Source organism: Methanobrevibacter smithii ATCC 35061 (genome assembly GCF_000016525.1).
Taxonomy (GTDB): Archaea; Methanobacteriota; Methanobacteria; order Methanobacteriales; family Methanobacteriaceae; genus Methanocatella; species Methanocatella smithii.
Genome location: NC_009515.1, coordinates 353,893 through 374,227 on the forward strand (window position 1 = coordinate 353,893; position 20,335 = coordinate 374,227).

A 20,335-nucleotide genomic window follows, 5' to 3' on the forward strand; every position below is an offset into this window, starting at 1 on the left:
TATATCTAACTATATAAATATATTTCGAAAATATACGAACAAAATTAAATAAGTGAAATAATGTACAGAATTGCAATAATACCCGGAGATGGAATTGGAAAGGAAGTAATGGAATCTGGCGAATATTTACTGGACAAACTTGATTTGAATTTCAGTTTTGAATATGGGGAAGCAGGTTTTGAATGTTATAACAAAAATGGAGTTACATTACCTGAAGAAACCATTAAAATAGCTAAAAAATCAGATGCAACATTATTTGGAGCCAGTACAAGTACCCCCGGCCAGCCAAGTCCAATTATAAATCTTAGAAAAGAACTTGATGTTTATGCAAATTTAAGGCCGATAAAATCCTATAGAGGCGTCAGATCAATAAGTGATAATATTGACTTTTTAATAGTTCGTGAAAATACTGAGGGACTTTACAGCCAGATTGAATATGAACAGGACAATAAAGTAATTGCCCAAAGAGTCATTACAAGAAGAGCCAGTGAAAAAATAGCCAAAGTTGCTTTTGAACAATGTATCGCCAAACAAAAACAAAAGGTAACCTGTGTACATAAAAGCAATGTCCTAAAAAAAACCGACGGAGTCTTTAAAGAAAGTTTTTACAAAATAGCTGAAAATTACCCCAATATTGAAAGCAATGATTTTTATGTTGATGCAACAGCAATGTATCTTATTACACAACCGCAAAACTTTGATGTAATTGTAACCAGCAACCTGTTTGGAGATATACTGTCTGATGAAGGTGCCGGTCTTGTAGGGGGACTTGGACTTGCCCCTTCAGGAAATATTGGAGATGATCATGGATTATTTGAACCTGTTCACGGATCTGCACCAGATATTGCAGGTAAAGGTATAGCTAACCCATGCTCCATGATTTTAACAATAGCTATGATGCTGGATTACTTAAAAGAATATGAAATAAGTAATAAAATAAATAAAGCTGTTGAAAATGTTGTAAGTGCAGGCAAAACACTGACTCCTGATTTAGGAGGAAACAGCACTACATCAGAACTTACCAAATCTATCATAGATGAAATACTTGAAGGTGACTACTAAATGCTTAACATAACTACATTTCTTGACGCAAATGCTTGCAGATTAGATAAAAATGTTTTATACAATCCAAAAACCAATGAAAAATACAATTCACATGAAATATTGGCAATGACTTCAGAAATTGCCCGTGACTTAAAAAATTGCGGTATTAAAAAAGGAGATAGAATTTTAATATATTTGAATAACTCCACTAAGTATTTGTTCTCATTATTTGCAATCTGGAGACTTGGAGCAATAGCTATTCCAACAAACAGAGTATTTACTCCCCACGAACTTGAATATATTATTGATGACTCACAGGCTAAATTAATGATTACTGACGAAGACGCAAAGGATATTGTTGATTTGGATAAGTATATTCCAAAAAATATTGAAAATTATAAAAATGGGGAAATTTTACCTGCAGAACCTACAGACTGGGATGACTTATGCCAATTACAGTACACTTCAGGAACAACAGGTCAGCCAAAAGGAGCTATGCTTACTCATGGAAATTATTTCACTGCAATCCATAATGAATGTGATGTACTAACCATGAAACAGGATGATGTTTACATGGGGATATATCCTATGGCTCATGTAGGACTATCCTGGGCAATAGCTGCACTTAGAGCCGGAGCCTACTATATCATGGTGGAACAATTTAATTTAGAGGAATACCTTGAATTATGTCAAAAAGAAAAAGTTACAGTCCTAACAGGTATGCCCCCAGTAATACATTCCCTGACAAGATTGGAAAATGGTGCTGAAGAACAATTAAAAACTGTACGTGAAATAATAAGCGGCGGAGGACCACTGCACAAGAAAATCTGGAAACAATTCCATGAAAAATACGGTATCCCAATAATCAACGCTTACGGATTATCTGAAACAATCGTAATTGGAACCGGAACTGTTATCAGACCTGAAGATTACAGAACAGCAGACAGATTTGAAAGTGTCGGACATCCAGTCTGTTTTTCAGAAGTTAAAATTGTTGATGAACATGACTACACCAAAGAACTTGAAAAATATGAACATGGAGAAATTGCACTAAGAGGCCCTGCAGTAGCTAAAGGTTATTGGAGACGTGAAGTAGCTACAAAAGAATCATTTTTAGATGACGGATGGTTTTTAACAGGAGATATTGGATATCTTGATGAAGATAACCGTTTGTTCATTACAGACCGTAAAAAAGACATGATTGTAATGAGCGGATGGAAAATTTACCCAACAGAAGTAGAAGAAGTGTTAATTAAATATCCTGAAGTAAAAGAAATAGCTATTTTCAGTATCCCCGACTGTCACCGCGGAGAGTTACCTGTAGCTGCAGTAGTTTGGGAAAATAAAGAAGACAGCGAAGGTCTAATTAGCTATGCCCGTGAAAATCTTTCAAGATACAAAGTACCAAGAAAAATATTCAGTTTAAAAGAGCTTCCAAGAGTTAATGGCTGGAAACTGCTTAGAAGAAAATTAAGAGAAGAATATAATCATTTATAGATTATATTTCATTTTTATTTTCAAAATAAGAACTATTTATAAATCATAGTTCCTATACCATTTTTTGTGAAAATTTCAAGTAAAAGAGAATGTTTTTTACGTCCGTCAATGATATGGCAAGATTTAACACCGTCTTCAATTGCTTTGACACATGTTTCAATTTTTGGAATCATTCCTCCGGAAATAACTCCTTCTTCAATTAAGTCCGGCACTTCATCTATTTTTATCCTTTGGATTAATGAATCAGGGTCATTAGGATCTCTTAAAACTCCCGGAACATCAGTTAAAATTATTAACTTTTCAGCATCAACAGAACTAGCTATTTCACCAGCTGCAGTATCTGCATTTAAATTTAAACTTGATCCATCATCGGCGATACCTACCGGAGATATAACCGGAATATAATTGTTTTTCAGAAACATTTCAAGTAAATCTGTATTGATGCAATCAATTTCACCCACAAGACCTAAATCAATTTCCTCTTCTCCGCCAGATTCGCTGGTAACTTTACTGACAGGTTTTTTATGAGCGAAAATTAATCTGCTGTCTTTACCAGATAAACTTATGCCTTTTCCATCATGATAAGAAATCTGAGAAACAATATCTGTACTTATTTTACCAACTAAAACCATTTCAATAATTTCCATAGTTTCTTCATCAGTAACTCTTAATCCTTTAATGAATTTAGGCTCTTTACCTAACTTGTCCATAGATCTGGATATTTCCGGACCGCCACCATGAACAATAAGTGGTTCCATACCCACATATTTTAAAAGAACAGTATCCCTAACTGTAGAAGACATTGCATCTTCATCTATCATAGCATGTCCTCCGTACTTAATCAGAATCTTTTTTTCATGGAATTTTTTAATATAAGGTAAAGCCTCAACTAAAATATTTACGTCCTTCATTTAATCACTACAATAATTATTTTACTTAATACTTTATTAAATCTTTGGAATTATTCATTTCTTAAAAAAAATATATTATAATGTCAACAAATATCTGAATTTTATCCTTCAAAACATGTAAAAATAAAAAAGTTTTCTACTAAGAGAAAAAATTTCATAGCTAAACTGGAGTTCCGCAGATTGGACAGACTGCGTCTCCTGCATCAATCATCTCACCACAAATCGGACAGATTACAGTAAATTCATCATCTTCTCCACACATTATTTATCCCACACCAGTATTGTTTTTCCGAAGCCTGAAATGTAATCTTTGTCAAAAGCTTCCTTTAAATCATTTAATGATTTGATAGTTACAACTTCACTGATTAACTTATCCAATGAATCAAATAAATTAGGATTGTTTTTAAGCAATTCAACTACTTTTAAGAAGTCTTTACGTTCACTTCTACTTATTCCCTGGATTGTTAATCCTTTTTCTAAAATTAACCTTGTATTGATTGGAATAGGATATTCACTTACTCCAAATAAGATTATTGACCCTTGAGGATTAATTGTATTTATTATTTGGTCAATAGCTGCTTGTGATGCATTTGATCCAACACATTCAAAACCATGGTCAATAGCCAAGTCATCTGGAACCTCATGGAATTTGTATGTCTTATCTGCAAATGAAAATAAGTTCAGATTTTCACCATGCTTTCCAATAACTGTCACTTCACTTTCAGGGTAAAACTCTTTCAGCAGCAGTGCTGTAATATATCCGAGGTTTCCGTCTCCCCAAACACCAAAGCAGTTTTTGTGTTTAATGGCTATTTTTTCAAATCTGTCTATTCCATGGCAGATTACTGAAATTAATTCTATAAATGCAGAAATTTTTAAATTAAAATTATCAGGCAGTTTAACTAGTCTGTCAGGATTTAGCTGAATTAAATCACTTGTAAATCCATCAAAACCACTGCCTCTAAATTTTGATGACGGCAGGTAATTAGCTGATATATATTCATCTTCTTTTGTCGGAGTGTTTGGTATCATTACAACTTTATCCCCAACATCAAAGCTCCCTGTATTGTCAAATACCACTTCCCCGACCCCTTCGTGAATCAGAGCCATAGGTAATTTTTCTTCAAGAACATCACTTGCTCTTTTACCCTGGTAATATCTTTGGTCAGCCTGACAAATTGAGAGATAACTTGGTCTTACAATTACATTATCTATGTTAATTTCCTCTATAGCCTCTTCAAAGAATTTTGGAGCAACTAATCTGTAAATAATATTAATCATTTTTATCATTTAGAATTGTATTAGCTAATTTCAAATCATAAGGATATGTAATTTTAATATTTGTTACATCTCCATCAACAAGAGCTACATCTTTACCTTTTAAAACAAATATTTTAGCAGCATCTGTAAGTATCTCTTTTTCACCATCAGTTAAATCATTGATTAAAGAATTTAATTTATTTATCTTAAAGGTTTGTGGAGTTTGACCCTGATAAAAATAATCCCTAATTGGAATGTTTTTAATTATCTTTCCATCTCTACTTTCCACAATTGTGTCTGTAGCAGGAATTACTGTATCACAGGCCCCATATTTTTTTGCAGCTTTAATATTATCCTGAATAATCCTATGGGTTACAAACGGACGGACAGAATCATGAGTTATAATTATTGAATCATCATCAACACTGTAATTTTCATAAATATAGTCAATACTGTTTTTTAAAGTATCGTTTCTGGTTTTTCCGCCTTCAATCACAACTATCTTATCGTTGTTTAGAGTATACTCTTCGATTAAATGTTTTGTGTGATTTATAAAATTTTGTGGAGTTAAAACTATCACTTCATCAATCTCATCCATAATCACAAATTTTTCAATTGTGTGGATTAAAATAGGTCGATCTCCCAGATTTAAAAATTGTTTAGGAGTGTCTGTATCCCCCATTCTTGATCCAATTCCACCTGCCAAAACAGCTACAAAAATCATTTTTAACTACTCTTTTTCAAATATTATTAAATAATGAGATTTGCCTTCAGGAATGTCTTCACCTATTTCCTCATTTAAATAAGTCATTTTAAGACCATGTGCTGAAAATAATTCCTGCAAATCATCAGGAGAACTTCTGATAGCTGTTGGAGGTCCGTTTTTAACATCCTGTTTTTTATAATCCATAATAGCTATTCTTCCACCATCGGTTTTAATTACCCTAGCCAATTCGTCCACTGCTTCATCCAATGTTCTTGTAGCTTTAAAACCATGGAAAACATTAACCATCAAAACAACATCCAATGTTTCATCATCCAAATCAATATGTTCAGCAATATTGGATACTATTGGGATTAGGTTATCTGCATTGTTTTCCTGTTTGTATTTAAGCATATCTTCAATAGAAGGTTCATACATATCCAAAGCATAAACGCAACCGTCAGTAATGTATTCTTCTAATGCTTTAATAGCTACATGACCATCTCCACAGCCGGCATCCATAAAGTTCTCACTGCCTGTGAGATTCAATTCATCTAAAAATTCTTTAGAATCAAGGAACTTTTCACTAGTCATGCCTTGAATTCTGTGGCCATTTGCAGGCATCATCATTTTCTTTTTACTCATAATACCACATCTTATAGTATATGAGTAATAATCTTTAAAAAATAGTATATATTTTTTTCTAAGTAAAAATAAGCTTAAAATTTAAAAAAAAAGTTATGGAAAAGAGGATTATTTTTTCCAGGTTTGTTTAACTCCTCTACCTCTTTTACTACCAGGTTTGGTATAACTTCTTTTTGCTCTTGTTCTTTTATTGGTTCCTTTAACTTTTGCCATAATCATATCCCCATTAAATTTAATTAATAAATTAAAACCAAATAATGTAACTATCAATAGTTAAAATTTGATTCAATATCATTTTAATCGAAAATCAAAAATAGAATTTCTATAACATAAAAATATTTACTTCTTAAAGTATTTATATCTTTTCTTTAAGTAGTATATTCAGCATTGATTTTCACATAATCATAACTTAAATCACAGCCCCAAGCTGTAGCTTCACCATCACCTTTATTAAGATCAACATTTACAATGACCTCTTCTCCGAGCATGATTTTCTCAGCTCTTAAAAGATTATCAGTTCCTTCAAAAGCAAGAATTTCACCATCTTTTACAAGGTCAACTTCATCTTGTTTATTAGCTATAGCTATTGTTACTGTATCTGCACTTACATCTGCTCCGGAATAACCGATTGCTGAGACTATCCTTCCCCAATTTGGATCACCACCAAATACGGCAGATTTAAATAAAGGAGAAGTTACAATTGCCTTAGCTGCCAATCTGGCTTCATCAATATTTTTAGCTCCATAAATATTTGCTTCAATAACCTTAGATGCACCTTCACCATCTTTAACCATTTTTTTAGCCAAATCAATACAAAGATACTCAAGGGCTTCCTGGAAATTCGGATCAATTTCACCGTCATTGACTATATTGACTCCAGACGCCTTATTTGCCATGAGCAAACAGGTATCATTTGTACTCTCATCACCATCAACAACGATCATGTTAAAACTTTTATTTGCAGCTTTTTTAAGAGCTTTATTAATATATTTACTTTCCATTACTCCATCAGTTACAATAAATGACAGCATGGTTCCCATATTTGGAGCAATCATTCCGCTGCCTTTTGTAATTCCTGCAATTTTTACTTTTTCACCATTAGTTAATGTGACTTCCAATGCACACTGTTTTGGAATTTTATCAGTAGTCATAATGGCATTTGCAGCTGCCAATGAATCTTCCGGTTTGTTTCCAAGACTGGAAAATACTTTAGAAGCCACACCAGTTATAACATCAAGAGGCATTTTACGGCCAATAACCCCAGTTGAAGAAATAGCTATTTCTCCTTTAGGAATATTCAGCTCTTTAGAAACCAGTTCAACTAATGATTCACAATCTTCAATTCCCTGATTGCCTGTAAAACAATTAGCATTTCCACTATTAACAAATACTGCTGAAACTTTTCCTTTTTCAACTACCTTTTTAGTATATATTACAGGAGCAGCCACTATTTTATTTGATGTAAATACTGCTGAAGCATCACTATTTTCACTTACAATAACTGCAACACCATATTTTCCTTCTTTAGCACCTGCCACTTTAAGATTATCAATAACTGACAATCCACCATCAAGTTCTTTAAATATCATATTACTTCCTTACAAAAAATAAATTAATAATCATCCGAATAATCCAAGTTTGATTCACCTTTTTCAAGGTAATTTGATTCATCCTTCTCTGAATCGTAAGCAAGATCATCATTTGTATCGGTTAAGTTTGTAGTCATTTCATGAGTAACATTCTCAATGTGAGTTGTGTTGTTAGCCACATCAGCACCATCATCTGAAATAACCATAGATACACCAATGCCAGCACCTACACAAAATGCAATTAATGCTATAATCATAAACACAACAAGTGTTCCATCGTTTTTAGACGTCACTTTAATCCCTTTCTTTTAATTATTTTTTAATAAACTACTATTATTTAAACATTAAGACAATACTGCATAAATAAGTGCCAATACTATTCCAACAAAACCAAACATTCCTAAACCAAATATGGATAAAACATACACAAATATAAACACAAATGCAAATATTCCAATCAATTTGCCTTTTTGATTTTCAATTAAATCTATAATTGTCCTTGAAAATTCAGAAGGAATATTGTAAGCATATAACCCGTTAGCCAATTCAAATACAACCAGTGATAATGGAGATGATGAATTTAAACTATCTACCAATTGAGCCCTTTCACCAGCTTCCCTTCTACTTCTGCCAATTCCTGCTCTGATTTTTGCACCATTATCTAAAGCAAACCATGCAGAATCAAGCCCTGCACGAATAGCCAAATCTTTTGATGGGAATCTGGCTATAAAATCATCTCCCCCTTCACGATAACCTTCTAATTCTCCTTCACACTCGGTTTCAATGAAATTTTTAATTCCTGTCATCAATTCAACAAGCTTATTTCTACCATTTTTACTGATAAAGCCTGTTGAATCTATTAAATCAATGAACAAATAATTTTGAAATTCTTTAGGTTTGGACTGCATTAGTTTAAACGGTTCGTCAAACACAAGTGCATATTCACCACCAAGTTTGGTAAATGCAACACCTGGGAAATTTCCAACATTCTGAGTGTAATTAATTGACCTCTCAATAGAAGCAGCTCCGGTCATACCTACTGCAGAAATAATTGGAACTCCTTCTTCCAGCCCTATTCCGATAATTTCAATAGCCACCCTTATTGCATCATTTTTACTTAACATTCTTGCAACAAGTTCTGTAGAGCTCTTTTCAACTATCAATCCTTTCTCATTTTCAATGATTTTTACAAGTATATTAATTAAATTAGATGGATGAGGGAGCTCGACATAGAAGTAACGGTCACTACCCATAATAATGTTACTTACAAGTGCATATTCTTCAACTTTATTTTCGGCTGCTTTCAGTTCATAAAAATTATAGTTTTCCGGGAGATTTTCTACACCAACATCCCGCTTAAGATTTTCTAAAATACTTTCAGATGTAATTTCGGCTTTTTCAAGTTCAAAAAGAATAGTTTGAGTATAATTAAATAGCTCAACATACTCTGTTTCAACAGAATTTGTTGGAAAAAACTTAGTTCCAACACTAATTGGATTAAGTTTTGTAGATAGCTTAATAAGTTCTTTAGTTAAGCTATTAACCATCCAAACTTCCTCCTTTTTCTAGCTCAATCTCAAAATCTCCAGGTTTCTCCAAAAGCATATCTGGTTTAACAGAAACAAATGGAAATTTCCAAGATCCGAGCCTTCCGGCTATAGTGCTGGCAATGTTTCTTGAATTTTTCTTAATGAATACTTCATCATGAGTACTTACGCGAACCAAAACATTATAAGGAGCATGTTCTGTAACTTCATCAGCCAGCATTATATTTAACTCAAAAGTGCCAGGTCTGGTAAATAAATCATTACGAACAGCTATCAATGGTTTTTTCTCAAGTCTTAACCTGTCAGCAACAGTAACAGAAATATTACCTGCATTTTTAACAGCTAATTTGTAATCCTTTGGATGGACCAATACGAAAATAACATAAGGAGCAGCCACTTCCACATCATCAACCATGTCCACAATCTTGTTAAACATAGGTATTTTTGAAAAGACCTTTTCTAATTTAGAACTGGTGTCATTATCATTATCTATACGGATAATTGCCTGTTTAGCAATGTTTAATGGTGAAATTTCCAAACCTTCTTTTCCGGTATAAACTTCCCATCTTTTGAAGTTTAATTCTTTGATAATCTCATCAGATATGTGCTGCAAAATGTTTTTATCCTTTTTAGGTGATTTAGGTTTCCCAAATGTAACTCTGCCATTTTCTATTACAAAAGGAATCCTCATAGAATTAATATTTTTAAATTCAGCAGCATAGTCTCTGAATTTGTCATTAGATAAAATTTTAGCTTTTTCATTATGGGCTATATTGAGAATAAAATGATCAGCATCATTACCTGCCGGAACTTCCTCTACATTTTCACTTTCCAACAGTTTTTCAAATTTTTCTTTATCATCAATGTCATGACGTAGTGATGCATCAGCAATTATTACAAATTCATCACCACTTTCTTCTAAAGATTTAACCGCAGCTAAAATATTGGACATTTGAGGCTGTGAATTTTCATTTTTTGTACTATATGCAACATTTGAAGCATCAACAACAACTTTCACATTATCACCTAAAATCTATTTAATTAATATTATATTATTTGTAAATTGTATATTTAAATTTAATTAAGAGTTAACTAAATGCTATTTCTCGGATATTCTCCAAATAAAAACCTTTCTCCATCAACTTTATTAAGAAATATCCTAATTGTATCTTCAGTAATTTCATATACATTATATGAATTTTTATCATCTCCTCTAAGTTTATTAGAAGATAATGATCCCGCATTAACAAACAGAGTATTATTCATTTTCCAGATATTTGGAACATGCTTGTGTCCTGCAAGTACCAAATCAACTTCATGGTCAGTTAATGTTTTAAGAACATCTCCTGCATCAGTTAATACATTACGTTCCCTACCTGTTTTTGGAATAGGAATTACATGATGATGAAGAGCCACAATACTAAATAACTCCTCAATAACACATTGGTCTAACTGATGTTCCATCCAAAGATGCTGTGGCCTACCAACATTTCCACTGGATATGTCTGGAGAACTGCTGTCTAATCCTATAACCACAAATTCATCATCTTTTGTAAGTTTCCAGCTACATTCCCCTATTAACTCTTCAAAAGTTTCATAACCCAAATTACGGGCATCATGGTTTCCAGGTACTGCAAATAATGGTGCATCAAACATCTCCAAATATTTGGTAGCTTGGATAAATTCACTATAATAACCATTATTAGTCAAATCACCTGTTAATATTATCATGTCCGGATTTATGGCATTTATTTCAGCTACAGCCTTTATAAAAACATCTTCTTCAAATCCCAATTCACTAATATGTAAATCAGAAATATGTACAATAAGAGGCATATTATTATCCTATTGATTTAATTTTAAGATAGCTTCTGCAAGATCACCATTAGTATCTTCCAAAGCTGCTTTTGCTTCATCTTCAGATACATTTGCTTGATTAGCTACCATTTCAATATCTTCATCAGGAATAACAAGTTCTTCATCAATTGCTACTTCATGTGCTTTACCGGTTACTTGATAAGTTTCCTGACCCATTACATTCATCAAACTTACTTCAGCATTTGGAATGACTAATTCTTTATCTTCTAAACGGATAATGACTTCTTTGACTCCTTTAAGATCTTTCATATCCATTCCCATCTTTTTCATTTGTCTTTCCATTTTTTTCATCTGCTTTGCATTCATACCAGGTATCATAATACTGTCCTCATTAATTTAATATTAGTAATTAGTTATATCTTTCAATATTATTAAAATTAATTATAGAATTCAAAATTATACAAACATAACCTTTATTTATACCAAGTATATAAGATAAACTGTTTAACGAACATTAAATACTGGGGGATAAATTATGAAAGTTCTGTTTGTTAACCCACCGCAAACGGCCTCAAAATATAAATTTATGGGAGTAATAGCACCACCATTAGGTATTGCATATATGGCTGGAGTACTGCAAGAAAACAATATTGATGTTGAAATACTTGATGCATCTGCAGAAGATATGGATTTTAAAGATGTTGAAAAGGAATTACTTAAAAGAAAACCAGATTTAGTGGCATTGACTGCCCTTACTCCAACAATAGGAAGAGCACTTGAAACTGCACAGGTAGTTAAAGAAACCCTTCCCGACGCAATAGTTGTAATGGGGGGATATCATCCTACATTTAATTTCATAGAAACCCTTGAAGATGAAAATGTAGATATCGTAATCAGAGGTGAAGGAGAATACATCATGTTAAATCTGGTGCAGGCTCTGGAAAATCAAAGCAGTCTGCATGATGTTAAAGGAATTGTATTTGAAGACAAAAACTCAAAAGAAATTGTAGTAAATCCTGAAGCTCCATTGATACAAGATCTAGACGAACTTCCTTTTCCGGCACTAAACTTATTGCCAATGAAAAAATACCGTTTATTGGACATGGATACCCATATGACAACTATGATTACAACCAGAGGATGTCCTATGCAGTGTTCATTTTGCTCATCAGCTGCAATGCACGGAAAAAAAATTAGGGAAAGAAGCGTAGAAAACATTGTTGATGAAATAGAATATCTAAAAACAAATTATGATATTGACACAATTGCATTTATGGATGACACCTTCACTTTGAAAAAACGGAAAGTAATGGCTATTTGTGATGAGATATTAAAAAGAAATATTGAAATCATGTGGGGCTGCACATCACGTGTAGACACTCTAGATGAAAAACTTCTGAAAAAAATGAAAGAAGCAGGCTGCATTACAATATTTATAGGAGTGGAATCAGCAGACCAACAACAACTGGACAATATGTGCAAAAACACTACAATTGCAAAAATTGAAAATGCATTTAAAATTGCACATAAGCTAAAAATAAGAACAATAGCTTCAGTAGCTTTAGGTATGCCTGGAGATACCAAAGAAATCATGAACAAAACAGTTAAATTTGTCCATAAACTTAAACCGAATTATGCAATATACAGTTTAGCAACCCCATATCCAGGAACAAGATTCTATAAAGAAGCTTTTGAAAAAAATCTTATAAAAATAAAAGATTGGTCCAAATATACATTAATAACTCCAATTTTAGAAACAATAGACTGTTCTTTAAATGATATGAGAAAAATTCAAGCAAAAGCATTTATGAAATTTTATTTAAGGCCACATTATATAATAAGACAATTTTTACAAGACGGCCCTTACCTTTTAAAAACAATCTTTGGAGTAATAAAAACTGCACTGTCAAAAACTCCTAAAAATACCGATTACAATAAAAGAGAATTAAAAAATATGTAATTTTTAAAAATAAGTTTTTTGGTGAACATTAACTAAACCAAATTACATATTTTTTATCAATACCAGTAATAAAATAGTTTAAAATAATTTTCAATGGAGATTTAAATTTAAGAAATGTGTTTAAATTTTCTAACCTAATGGTTAATTGGGAGGTAATGTTAATTGTATTTATTGTCAATTGGGGGAAAATAATTAAACTATTTTTTACCAGCATTTAAAATAAGAAATAATTATCAAGACTTTGTTAACTACATTAAACACCATAAAATTGAAATTAATGTTTGAATTAGTTAAGGGGATTTTTCAATTTTTCGTCAGAATGTCGTACAATAATTAATTTTTAGTATTGGCACTAATAATTAGCAGAAACTTTAATAACCGCTTAATATAACCAACAGCCCTGAAATAATTATCACTTACGGAACAATGTAATATATAGTTTACATTGTGTAATATATCCTTTACATCTTATGACATATATATTTTACTATTTTGAAAAAATGAAAAAATAAAAAAAGAGAATGGATATTAATAATCTCTATTCCAATACACAATCCCGTAGACTACGCATAACAAAGTGGATAAAATGATTAATACATAAACACCCCAAATCCAAGGGTCTTCAATTCCTAAAACCATCATTGTACCTCACTTCCTTTGTTGCCAATATTTTCAAATGCCTTATCAATAACCTCTTGAGCAGGAGGTTTTGTAAGTAAACTAACAACCAATGTAAATATAGCAGAAACAGGAACAGCTATTAACATTACATCAATATAAGGCCATGGCATGGCCGGCAATAAAGTTGCACAACCAAATATTGCTTTACACAATCCTAAACCTTTAGCTGTTTTTGCAAATACAAAGAGTAACCAGAATAAACTAACAAATGTTCCGGAAACAATACCTGCAATAGCACCTTTAGCAGTGATTCCTTTCCAATACAATGCTCCCAAGAACACAGGTAAAAATGCAGCCGCACAGATTTCAAAGAACAGACTTGTTCCAAGAGCAACAATACTTCCCGGAAGAGAAAATGCCAATACTAAAGCTAAAATAATAGCTATAAGAATACCAAGTCTTGTAACTGTAATTTGGTCTGATTTCTGCTTAGCTTTATTTCTTAAAGTACCATAGATATCTACACCAAATGCAGTTCCCTGAGTATGAAGCTGGGAACTGATTGTAGACATTGCCGCTGCCAATAATGATAGCAGGAAAATATATACAAACCATTCAGGCAATGCCATCGTAATAAATGTTGGAATAACTTTGTCAACATTTCCGCCAACAACATCTACAGCTATTTTTCCCAATTTATCAAAGAAATACACATTGGAAAGTGAACCTACAATATAAGCTGTAGTAGGCATTATTGCAATAAATAATCCTCCAACAAGAACTGATCTGTTTAATTCCCTGTCAGATTTAACAGTCATAAATCTTACAATCAGTTGAGGTTGAGCCAATACACCAATACCTACACCAATAAGAGTAGATGAAACCAAACTCCACCAAAACGGTGAACCCAACTCAGGGAATGTTGTCCAACCTGTTCCCCCTGTAGCTGTAGCACTAGCCGGATATAATCCCACCATATCTGTTAATGCTGTGTTTGCATGAGTTACACCACCAAGCAACCAGTAAACAAATCCAAGTAAAAATACCATTGCACAAACCATAATTACTCCCTGTAGCGCATCAGTATACATTACTCCCTTAATACCTCCAAAGAATACATAGAATGTAATTATAACTGATAAAATAAATAAGGATATTCCGAAATCAATCATTAAAGAAGATTCTAAGAATCTTGCAGCACCAATAAGAACTACTGCTGCATAAAGCGGCATAGCACAAAATATAACTAAACCTGAGAAATAATGAATAAATTTACTATTAAAACGTTTGCCCAAGAACTCGGGAAACGTTAGGGAACCTAAACTGTGTCCCATTCTACGGGTTCTTTTACCTAAAAATACAAAAGCTATGAATACCCCAATGATTATGTTTAAAAATGCCAACCATAGAACACTCATACCATATTCACTAGCAACTCCACCAAAACCGACAATAGCTGCAGTCGAAATAAAAGTTGCTCCATAACTTAAAGCCATGATCGCAGGATGTGTATCCTTCCCACCAATCATGAAATCCTCTGAGGATTCTGTTCCTTTCCATGCATAATAACCTACCAATACTAAAGCAAAAATGTAGATTATAAATACAATCGCTAAAATCATAATGTCCATAATTTAAACTCCGAATATATTAAAAAAAATTAATATATGATTAAATTTTTAATATGAATAGTTATATATAATTTTATATTAAAAAATTAGAACAAAGAAATATAATTAAGTGATACAATGGTATGGAACAAACAAGCCGAATGTATGAGTAAAGAAGAAAAAGAAAAATTACAGCTGGAAAGATTACAACAGACTGTTAAATTAGCTTATAACAATGTTTCATTTTATAAAGAAAAATTTGATGAAGCTGGTATCACCCCAGAAGACATAAAAACATTGAAAGATATTGAAAAAATCCCTTTTACAACAAAAGATGATTTAAGAGCAGCTTATCCATTTGGTTTATTTGCTGTTCCCTACGAAGAAATTGTAGAAATCCATGCATCCTCAGGAACAAGCGGAAAACCAACAGTTACCGGATATACCAAAGAAGATTTGGATATCTGGTCAGAGTGTATTGCACGCGGTCTTGGAATGGTAGGTGTTGAAAAAGAATATATTCTTCAAAATGCATTCGGATACGGGTTATTTACTGGAGGATTCGGTATTCACCATGGAGCCCAAAAATTTGGAGCAATAACCGTGCCGATTTCTGCAGGAAACACCAAAAGACAACTTGAAACTATGAAAGACTTCCAAAGTGATGTTATAACATGTACCCCTTCATATGCAATGTATCTTGGAGAAAGTCTTGAAAACTCCGATATTAACTTAGAAGACATTAATCTGAAAATAGGAATTCATGGAGCTGAAATGTGGACTGAAGAAATGAGGCATAAAATTGAAGATACATTAAACATCAAAGCATACAATATCTATGGTTTAACTGAAATTATGGGTCCTGGAGTAGCTCAGGAATGTGTTGAACAAAACGGCATGCATATTCAGGATGATCATTTCTATCCGGAAATTATTAATCCGAAAACTGGAGAAACTCTACCAGCAGGTCAAAAAGGAGAACTTGTATTAACTACACTTACCAAAACTGGAATACCAATTTTAAGATTCAGAACAAAAGATTTAACCTCTTTAATTATAGAACAATGTGCATGTGGAAGAACCAGTGTAAGAATGAGCAGAATCACCGGCAGAAGCGATGACATGTTAAAAATCAGAGGAGTTATGGTTTTCCCATCACAAATCGAAAAAGCTTTACTTAAAATTAAGGGAGCAAGTCCAAATTACTTAATCAAGGTAACAAGACCTGATACCTTAGATGAAGTTGAAGTTAAAGTGGAAGCTACCAAAGAACTATTCTCTGATGAAATGAAAGAAATGGAAAAAACTGAAGCAATGATTGTAAAATCCATTAAAAGTGAAACTGGATTAAGGGTTAATGTAACATTATGTGAACCTGAATCATTACCGAGAAGTGAAGGAAAATCTGTAAGAGTTATTGATGAAAGAAATTTTGAATGAGGTGAAAAATATGGTAGTAAAACAAATATCTGTATTTATAGAAAACAAAGAAGGAAGAATGAAAAAAGCTATTAATACACTAGCTCAAGAAAACATAAACATACGCGCACTTTCAATAGCTGATACAACCAAATATGGAATCTTAAGATTAATTGTTTCAGACAATGAAAAAGCTATTGAAGCATTGGAAAAAGACGGGTTTATTGTAAGGGAAGATGACGTTATTATTGTTGCAGTTCCAGATGAACCTAACGGATTAAATACCACATTAGCTATATTTGACGAAAAAGGCATCAATTTGGATTACCTTTATGCATTTGTAAGTTCAAAAACAGAAAAAGCTATTGTAGTAATGAGATTGAAACATATGGATGAAGCAATTGCTCTTTTAAAAGATAGTGATGCACACATCCTAGAAAAAAAAGATATAGAAGATTTATAGAAAAGACTTTCTCTTTTCTTAATCTTCTTCAGTCAAAACAATTTCAATACATTCTTCTACAAAATAATAAGAATCATCCACTTCTTTTAAAGTTTCAGCTTTCTCAGTCAACTCGTTTGATTCCAGTAAATGCATGAAATCGTTGAAAAACAAATTCCACTCGTCTTGTTCATCCTCATCACAATAGCTAGTATTTAACCTAATGTCAGCAGGATTATCAGACCAGTCCACACCATCATAAAACTCCTGAGCTTCAATATTGCCATCTTCATCATAATCAATAGCTATTGAAAGTTCGAACTTTTTGGTTCCTGCTTCTTTAGATAATTTGAATTCCGGCATTTTGAAAACCTCCATTAATAATATATTTAAAATTCTTTTAACAATGATGCAATGTCTGCTTTAGAATAACCTAAACGGACAAATAAACTTTTGACAGGTTCTGTTTCAGGAACCACTCCAAGTTCTGACCATCTTTTAAAATCATTGTGTAATATGCTGTTTATTAAAAGTTGAATAGTGATTAAATCATCACTTTTAATAGCTACAAAAGCATCTTCATCTTTAAAAACATTTTCAGGATCAATTAAAGTAACCCTGCCCGTTTTATCCTTTTTTAATATAGCATTATCAATTTTATAAGGCATATATAACACCCTCTTTTTAGTACTTAATTATTAATTAATTTATAATTATTTAAATATTTAACCTTTAATCCAATTATAACCACTTTCAATAGCTTTTAAATTTAATTCATGAAATTTCGGTTTCAAATTATTTTTCATAGCTGCAATAACAGATTCTTTGGAAAGTGGGAATTTGTCGTCTGCAGTTACAGCACCTAATAAAACCATGTTTAAAGCCAATACATTTCCGGCATCCATAGCCAATTTAGTTCCATCAATCGGAAGGACATGTTTAAAATTTTCTTTTAAAACATCAGTAATGTTACCTACACCAGGATAAGGTTTATCTGATGAAGCTGGAACAATAGGATGAGTATTGAATACTATTTTAGTATCATCATTTACTTTATCCAAACCTCTTACCGTTTCTATAGGTTCAAATGAAAGCAACATATCTGCACCATGTTCCGGAATAATTGAACTGTTATAATCACCTATTTTTAACTCAGTAGAAACAGAACCTCCTCTTTGAGACATTCCATGAATTTCACTCATAACTACATTTAATCCTTGGTTCATTGCAGCTTCTCCAATAATTACAGAGGTTTTAATAATTCCTTGACCTCCAACACCGCAAATATAAATATTATAATGATTATTCATATTTATTCACCTCTTCCAGCTTCTAAGGCACCATATTTACAAACTTGGATACATACACCACATCCATCACACATAGACTGATCAATAGCTATTTTTCCACCATCTTTTGAAATAGCAGGACATGCAAGTTCACTTACACATTTATTACATCCATTACAATTGGAATCAATATAATTTACTGGTGGTTTCCTAGTTTTACCTTTAATTAAAGTACATGGAGCTTTAGCTATAATCACACAAACTTCATCACGTTCTAAAGCTTCTTTATATGTTTTAACTACCTGATCCAAGTTTAACGGATTAATTACACGAACATAATTGCAGCCACAGGCTAAAGCCAGTTTACGTATGGAAATTTCCGGTGCATCATCACCCATTCCATCAACAGGAATTCCAGGGTTTGGCTGACCTCCAGTCATAGCTGTAATCCTATTATCCAATACAGTTAAAATAAAATTGTTTTTATTGTGAACTGCATTTATCAAAGGTGATATTCCGCTATGGAAAAATGTTGAGTCACCAATGAAACTTATTACTTTCTGATTTGTAGCTATTGAAAATCCGCAGCCGTCTCCTACACTTGATCCCATAGACAACAAGTAATCCGCAGCATTATATGGTGGATTTATTCCTAAAGTGTAACATCCGATATCTGATGCAAATACAGCATCTTTAAGAGGAATTCCCAATTCCTCCAATGCTTTATTTACTCCATAATACATTGCTCTGTGAGGGCATCCCGCACAAAGTACCGGAGCTCTGGAAGGAATTTCTTCTTGTAAATTAAGTAAATTATCAGAATAATCATCGGTATTTTCTTCAATGAAGTTTAAATATTTATTGAAACCATTAGCTACAATATCTGAATTAAATTCATGATATACTGGGAAGGTTCCATCTAATTTACCATGAACAACAGTATTTAAATTATTTTTACCAATAGCTACCAATGTATCCTTTTCTATAATCGGATCTACCTCTTCTACAATAAAGACTTCATCATAATCCTTTACAAAATCAGCTACCTTATCATAAGGGAAAGGATATGAAAATCCAAGTTTTAAAACATCAATGTCCAGATTATTATATCTGATTACATCATAAGCATAATTATAAGCACTGCTTGAAGCAATGACACCATATTTTTTATTCTGGCTGAAATAGGATTCAACATTGAAATCTGACTCGTTGGTTATTTTATTAATTTCATCCATTTTTTCCACTAATGCAACATGCATATCCTTTGCAAATGCCGGAACCGGAACAAACTGTGCAGGGTTTTTCTTGAAAAATCCTTTTTTCCAATGGCTTTCACCTTCTGAAGAATTATCTACCACCTCACCAAATTCAACAACACCCCTCATATGAGATACACGAGTGGTTGTTCTTACAATAACTGGCAATTTAAATTGTTCAGATAAATCAAAAGCATATTTAACCATGTCTTTAACTTCCTGACAATTAGAAGGTTCTAAAATAGGCACATTTGCTAAACGTCCGTAATTACGGGTATCCTGTTCATTTTGAGATGAAAAAAGTGACGGGTCATCTGCAGATAAAATAACCATACCACCATTTACTCCACTGTAAGCAGTTGTCATAAATGAATCACTGGCTACATTCATACCCACATGTTTCATGAAAGTAAATGAACGCAGTCCAGATGCCGCAGCAGTAGCTGCAACTTCCATAGCTACTTTTTCATTTGTAGAAAACTCAAAATAAATGTTAGCTTCCTTAGCCAATCCGGATAAAACATTTCCAATTTCTGATGAAGGAGTACCTGGATAAGTAGCTGCAACAGAAACACCAGCTTCTATAACTCCCCTTACAGCTGCCTCATTACCTAACAAAAATTGTTTATCACCAGGTTTCCCTGTTACTAATTCTTTTAAGTTCATTATTTATTTCCTCAAATAATTTAAAAATCTAATAAAATATATAATATAATAGGTTTAG

General features: G+C 32.6%; 22 protein-coding genes. 5 read left to right on the top strand and 17 right to left on the bottom strand.

Annotated features, from left to right (window positions below):
- Positions 1 to 60: 60 nt before the first annotated feature.
- Both aksF and MSM_RS01850 read left to right on the top strand, forming a co-directional pair.
- Complete coding sequence (aksF, locus tag MSM_RS01845; RefSeq protein WP_011953852.1) at positions 61 to 1,062, top strand: homoisocitrate dehydrogenase; 1,002 nt, start codon at positions 61 to 63, stop codon at positions 1,060 to 1,062.
- A complete protein-coding gene (locus tag MSM_RS01850) occupies positions 1,063 to 2,541 on the top strand; it encodes a class I adenylate-forming enzyme family protein (RefSeq protein ID WP_004032115.1) in 1,479 nt (492 codons plus the stop codon).
- Between the two features lie 32 nt (positions 2,542 to 2,573).
- Here the strand turns inward: MSM_RS01850 and argB are convergent, their stop codons facing one another.
- The 11 genes from argB to MSM_RS01900 form a co-directional block, all read right to left on the bottom strand.
- Positions 2,574 to 3,452 (bottom strand): acetylglutamate kinase, encoded by an 879-nt coding sequence (argB, locus tag MSM_RS01855; protein ID WP_004032116.1) that lies wholly within the window; start codon positions 3,450 to 3,452, stop codon positions 2,574 to 2,576.
- 160 nt (positions 3,453 to 3,612) lie between these two features.
- Positions 3,613 to 3,714: a zinc ribbon domain-containing protein gene (locus MSM_RS09035; protein ID WP_080513219.1), complete on the bottom strand. Its 102-nt coding sequence runs from the start codon at positions 3,712 to 3,714 to the stop codon at positions 3,613 to 3,615.
- Positions 3,714 to 4,742, bottom strand: a complete 1,029-nt coding sequence (locus MSM_RS01860) for a ribitol-5-phosphate dehydrogenase (RefSeq protein ID WP_011953853.1) — start codon at positions 4,740 to 4,742, stop codon at positions 3,714 to 3,716. The genes MSM_RS09035 and MSM_RS01860 overlap by 1 nt, the downstream gene beginning before the upstream one ends.
- The gene (locus tag MSM_RS01865) at positions 4,726 to 5,436 is read right to left on the bottom strand and encodes an IspD/TarI family cytidylyltransferase (protein ID WP_011953854.1); all 711 of its coding nucleotides are present in this window, start codon (positions 5,434 to 5,436) and stop codon (positions 4,726 to 4,728) included. The genes MSM_RS01860 and MSM_RS01865 overlap by 17 nt, the downstream gene beginning before the upstream one ends.
- Positions 5,437 to 5,442: 6 nt before the next feature.
- Positions 5,443 to 6,060, bottom strand: a complete 618-nt coding sequence (locus tag MSM_RS01870) for a class I SAM-dependent methyltransferase (RefSeq protein WP_004036863.1) — start codon at positions 6,058 to 6,060, stop codon at positions 5,443 to 5,445.
- A 368-nt stretch (positions 6,061 to 6,428) separates the two neighbouring features.
- Positions 6,429 to 7,649, bottom strand: coding sequence for a bifunctional ornithine acetyltransferase/N-acetylglutamate synthase (argJ, locus tag MSM_RS01875; protein WP_004032122.1), 1,221 nt, complete (start codon positions 7,647 to 7,649; stop codon positions 6,429 to 6,431).
- A gap of 23 nt (positions 7,650 to 7,672) precedes the next feature.
- Positions 7,673 to 7,942: a hypothetical protein gene (locus MSM_RS01880; protein ID WP_048058605.1), complete on the bottom strand. Its 270-nt coding sequence runs from the start codon at positions 7,940 to 7,942 to the stop codon at positions 7,673 to 7,675.
- Positions 7,943 to 7,993: 51 nt separating this feature from the next.
- Positions 7,994 to 9,196: a hypothetical protein gene (locus MSM_RS01885; protein ID WP_004032124.1), complete on the bottom strand. Its 1,203-nt coding sequence runs from the start codon at positions 9,194 to 9,196 to the stop codon at positions 7,994 to 7,996.
- Complete coding sequence (locus MSM_RS01890; RefSeq protein WP_004032125.1) at positions 9,189 to 10,214, bottom strand: NYN domain-containing protein; 1,026 nt, start codon at positions 10,212 to 10,214, stop codon at positions 9,189 to 9,191. The genes MSM_RS01885 and MSM_RS01890 overlap by 8 nt, the downstream gene beginning before the upstream one ends.
- A gap of 74 nt (positions 10,215 to 10,288) precedes the next feature.
- Complete coding sequence (locus tag MSM_RS01895) at positions 10,289 to 11,032, bottom strand: metallophosphoesterase family protein (protein ID WP_004032126.1); 744 nt, start codon at positions 11,030 to 11,032, stop codon at positions 10,289 to 10,291.
- A 9-nt stretch (positions 11,033 to 11,041) separates the two neighbouring features.
- On the bottom strand, positions 11,042 to 11,392 hold the full coding sequence (locus tag MSM_RS01900; RefSeq protein WP_004032127.1) for a nascent polypeptide-associated complex protein: 351 nt from the start codon (positions 11,390 to 11,392) through the stop codon (positions 11,042 to 11,044).
- Positions 11,393 to 11,549: 157 nt separating this feature from the next.
- Between MSM_RS01900 and MSM_RS01905 the strand changes: the two genes are divergently transcribed.
- Positions 11,550 to 12,974, top strand: coding sequence for a B12-binding domain-containing radical SAM protein (locus MSM_RS01905; RefSeq protein ID WP_011953856.1), 1,425 nt, complete (start codon positions 11,550 to 11,552; stop codon positions 12,972 to 12,974).
- Positions 12,975 to 13,502: 528 nt separating this feature from the next.
- Here the strand turns inward: MSM_RS01905 and MSM_RS09425 are convergent.
- Together MSM_RS09425 and MSM_RS01910 are read right to left on the bottom strand one after the other, a co-directional pair.
- The gene (locus MSM_RS09425) at positions 13,503 to 13,616 is read right to left on the bottom strand and encodes a symporter small accessory protein (protein ID WP_019262296.1); all 114 of its coding nucleotides are present in this window, start codon (positions 13,614 to 13,616) and stop codon (positions 13,503 to 13,505) included.
- Positions 13,613 to 15,226: a sodium:solute symporter family protein gene (locus MSM_RS01910; protein WP_004032129.1), complete on the bottom strand. Its 1,614-nt coding sequence runs from the start codon at positions 15,224 to 15,226 to the stop codon at positions 13,613 to 13,615. The genes MSM_RS09425 and MSM_RS01910 overlap by 4 nt, the downstream gene beginning before the upstream one ends.
- Positions 15,227 to 15,343: 117 nt before the next feature.
- On the opposite strand from MSM_RS01910, the gene MSM_RS01915 reads away from it, so the two are divergent.
- Positions 15,344 to 16,645: a phenylacetate--CoA ligase family protein gene (locus MSM_RS01915; protein ID WP_011953857.1), complete on the top strand. Its 1,302-nt coding sequence runs from the start codon at positions 15,344 to 15,346 to the stop codon at positions 16,643 to 16,645.
- A 10-nt stretch (positions 16,646 to 16,655) separates the two neighbouring features.
- The gene (locus tag MSM_RS01920; protein ID WP_011953858.1) at positions 16,656 to 17,087 is read left to right on the top strand and encodes an amino acid-binding protein; all 432 of its coding nucleotides are present in this window, start codon (positions 16,656 to 16,658) and stop codon (positions 17,085 to 17,087) included.
- An 18-nt stretch (positions 17,088 to 17,105) separates the two neighbouring features.
- On the opposite strand, the gene MSM_RS01925 is transcribed toward MSM_RS01920, so the two are convergent.
- The 4 genes from MSM_RS01925 to iorA are packed head-to-tail and all read right to left on the bottom strand — an operon-like array spanning position 17,106 to position 20,277.
- Positions 17,106 to 17,429, bottom strand: coding sequence for a hypothetical protein (locus MSM_RS01925; protein WP_011953859.1), 324 nt, complete (start codon positions 17,427 to 17,429; stop codon positions 17,106 to 17,108).
- Positions 17,430 to 17,455: 26 nt separating this feature from the next.
- The gene (locus MSM_RS01930; RefSeq protein ID WP_004032133.1) at positions 17,456 to 17,734 is read right to left on the bottom strand and encodes a hypothetical protein; all 279 of its coding nucleotides are present in this window, start codon (positions 17,732 to 17,734) and stop codon (positions 17,456 to 17,458) included.
- Positions 17,735 to 17,791: 57 nt separating this feature from the next.
- Positions 17,792 to 18,376: an indolepyruvate oxidoreductase subunit beta gene (locus MSM_RS01935; protein WP_011953860.1), complete on the bottom strand. Its 585-nt coding sequence runs from the start codon at positions 18,374 to 18,376 to the stop codon at positions 17,792 to 17,794.
- A gap of 2 nt (positions 18,377 to 18,378) precedes the next feature.
- Entirely contained in the window at positions 18,379 to 20,277 is a 1,899-nt protein-coding gene (gene iorA, locus MSM_RS01940; RefSeq protein WP_004032135.1) for an indolepyruvate ferredoxin oxidoreductase subunit alpha, read from the bottom strand.
- Between the last annotated feature and the right edge of the window lie 58 nt (positions 20,278 to 20,335).

Coding starts and splice junctions, on each gene's coding strand:
- MSM_RS09425 (WP_019262296.1), bottom strand. CDS start 13,616: ATGATGGTTTTAGGAATTGAAGACCCTTGGATTTGGGGTGTTTATGTA.
- MSM_RS01935 (WP_011953860.1), bottom strand. CDS start 18,376: ATGAATAATCATTATAATATTTATATTTGCGGTGTTGGAGGTCAAGGA.
- MSM_RS01865 (WP_011953854.1), bottom strand. CDS start 5,436: ATGATTTTTGTAGCTGTTTTGGCAGGTGGAATTGGATCAAGAATGGGG.
- MSM_RS01920 (WP_011953858.1), top strand. CDS start 16,656: ATGGTAGTAAAACAAATATCTGTATTTATAGAAAACAAAGAAGGAAGA.
- aksF (WP_011953852.1), top strand. CDS start 61: ATGTACAGAATTGCAATAATACCCGGAGATGGAATTGGAAAGGAAGTA.
- MSM_RS01870 (WP_004036863.1), bottom strand. CDS start 6,060: ATGAGTAAAAAGAAAATGATGATGCCTGCAAATGGCCACAGAATTCAA.
- argJ (WP_004032122.1), bottom strand. CDS start 7,649: ATGATATTTAAAGAACTTGATGGTGGATTGTCAGTTATTGATAATCTT.
- MSM_RS01910 (WP_004032129.1), bottom strand. CDS start 15,226: ATGGACATTATGATTTTAGCGATTGTATTTATAATCTACATTTTTGCT.
- iorA (WP_004032135.1), bottom strand. CDS start 20,277: ATGAACTTAAAAGAATTAGTAACAGGGAAACCTGGTGATAAACAATTT.
- MSM_RS01860 (WP_011953853.1), bottom strand. CDS start 4,742: ATGATAAAAATGATTAATATTATTTACAGATTAGTTGCTCCAAAATTC.
- MSM_RS01915 (WP_011953857.1), top strand. CDS start 15,344: ATGGTATGGAACAAACAAGCCGAATGTATGAGTAAAGAAGAAAAAGAA.
- argB (WP_004032116.1), bottom strand. CDS start 3,452: ATGAAGGACGTAAATATTTTAGTTGAGGCTTTACCTTATATTAAAAAA.
- MSM_RS01895 (WP_004032126.1), bottom strand. CDS start 11,032: ATGCCTCTTATTGTACATATTTCTGATTTACATATTAGTGAATTGGGA.
- MSM_RS01925 (WP_011953859.1), bottom strand. CDS start 17,429: ATGCCGGAATTCAAATTATCTAAAGAAGCAGGAACCAAAAAGTTCGAA.
- MSM_RS01905 (WP_011953856.1), top strand. CDS start 11,550: ATGAAAGTTCTGTTTGTTAACCCACCGCAAACGGCCTCAAAATATAAA.
- MSM_RS09035 (WP_080513219.1), bottom strand. CDS start 3,714: ATGTGTGGAGAAGATGATGAATTTACTGTAATCTGTCCGATTTGTGGT.
- MSM_RS01885 (WP_004032124.1), bottom strand. CDS start 9,196: ATGGTTAATAGCTTAACTAAAGAACTTATTAAGCTATCTACAAAACTT.
- MSM_RS01850 (WP_004032115.1), top strand. CDS start 1,063: ATGCTTAACATAACTACATTTCTTGACGCAAATGCTTGCAGATTAGAT.
- MSM_RS01900 (WP_004032127.1), bottom strand. CDS start 11,392: ATGATACCTGGTATGAATGCAAAGCAGATGAAAAAAATGGAAAGACAA.
- MSM_RS01930 (WP_004032133.1), bottom strand. CDS start 17,734: ATGCCTTATAAAATTGATAATGCTATATTAAAAAAGGATAAAACGGGC.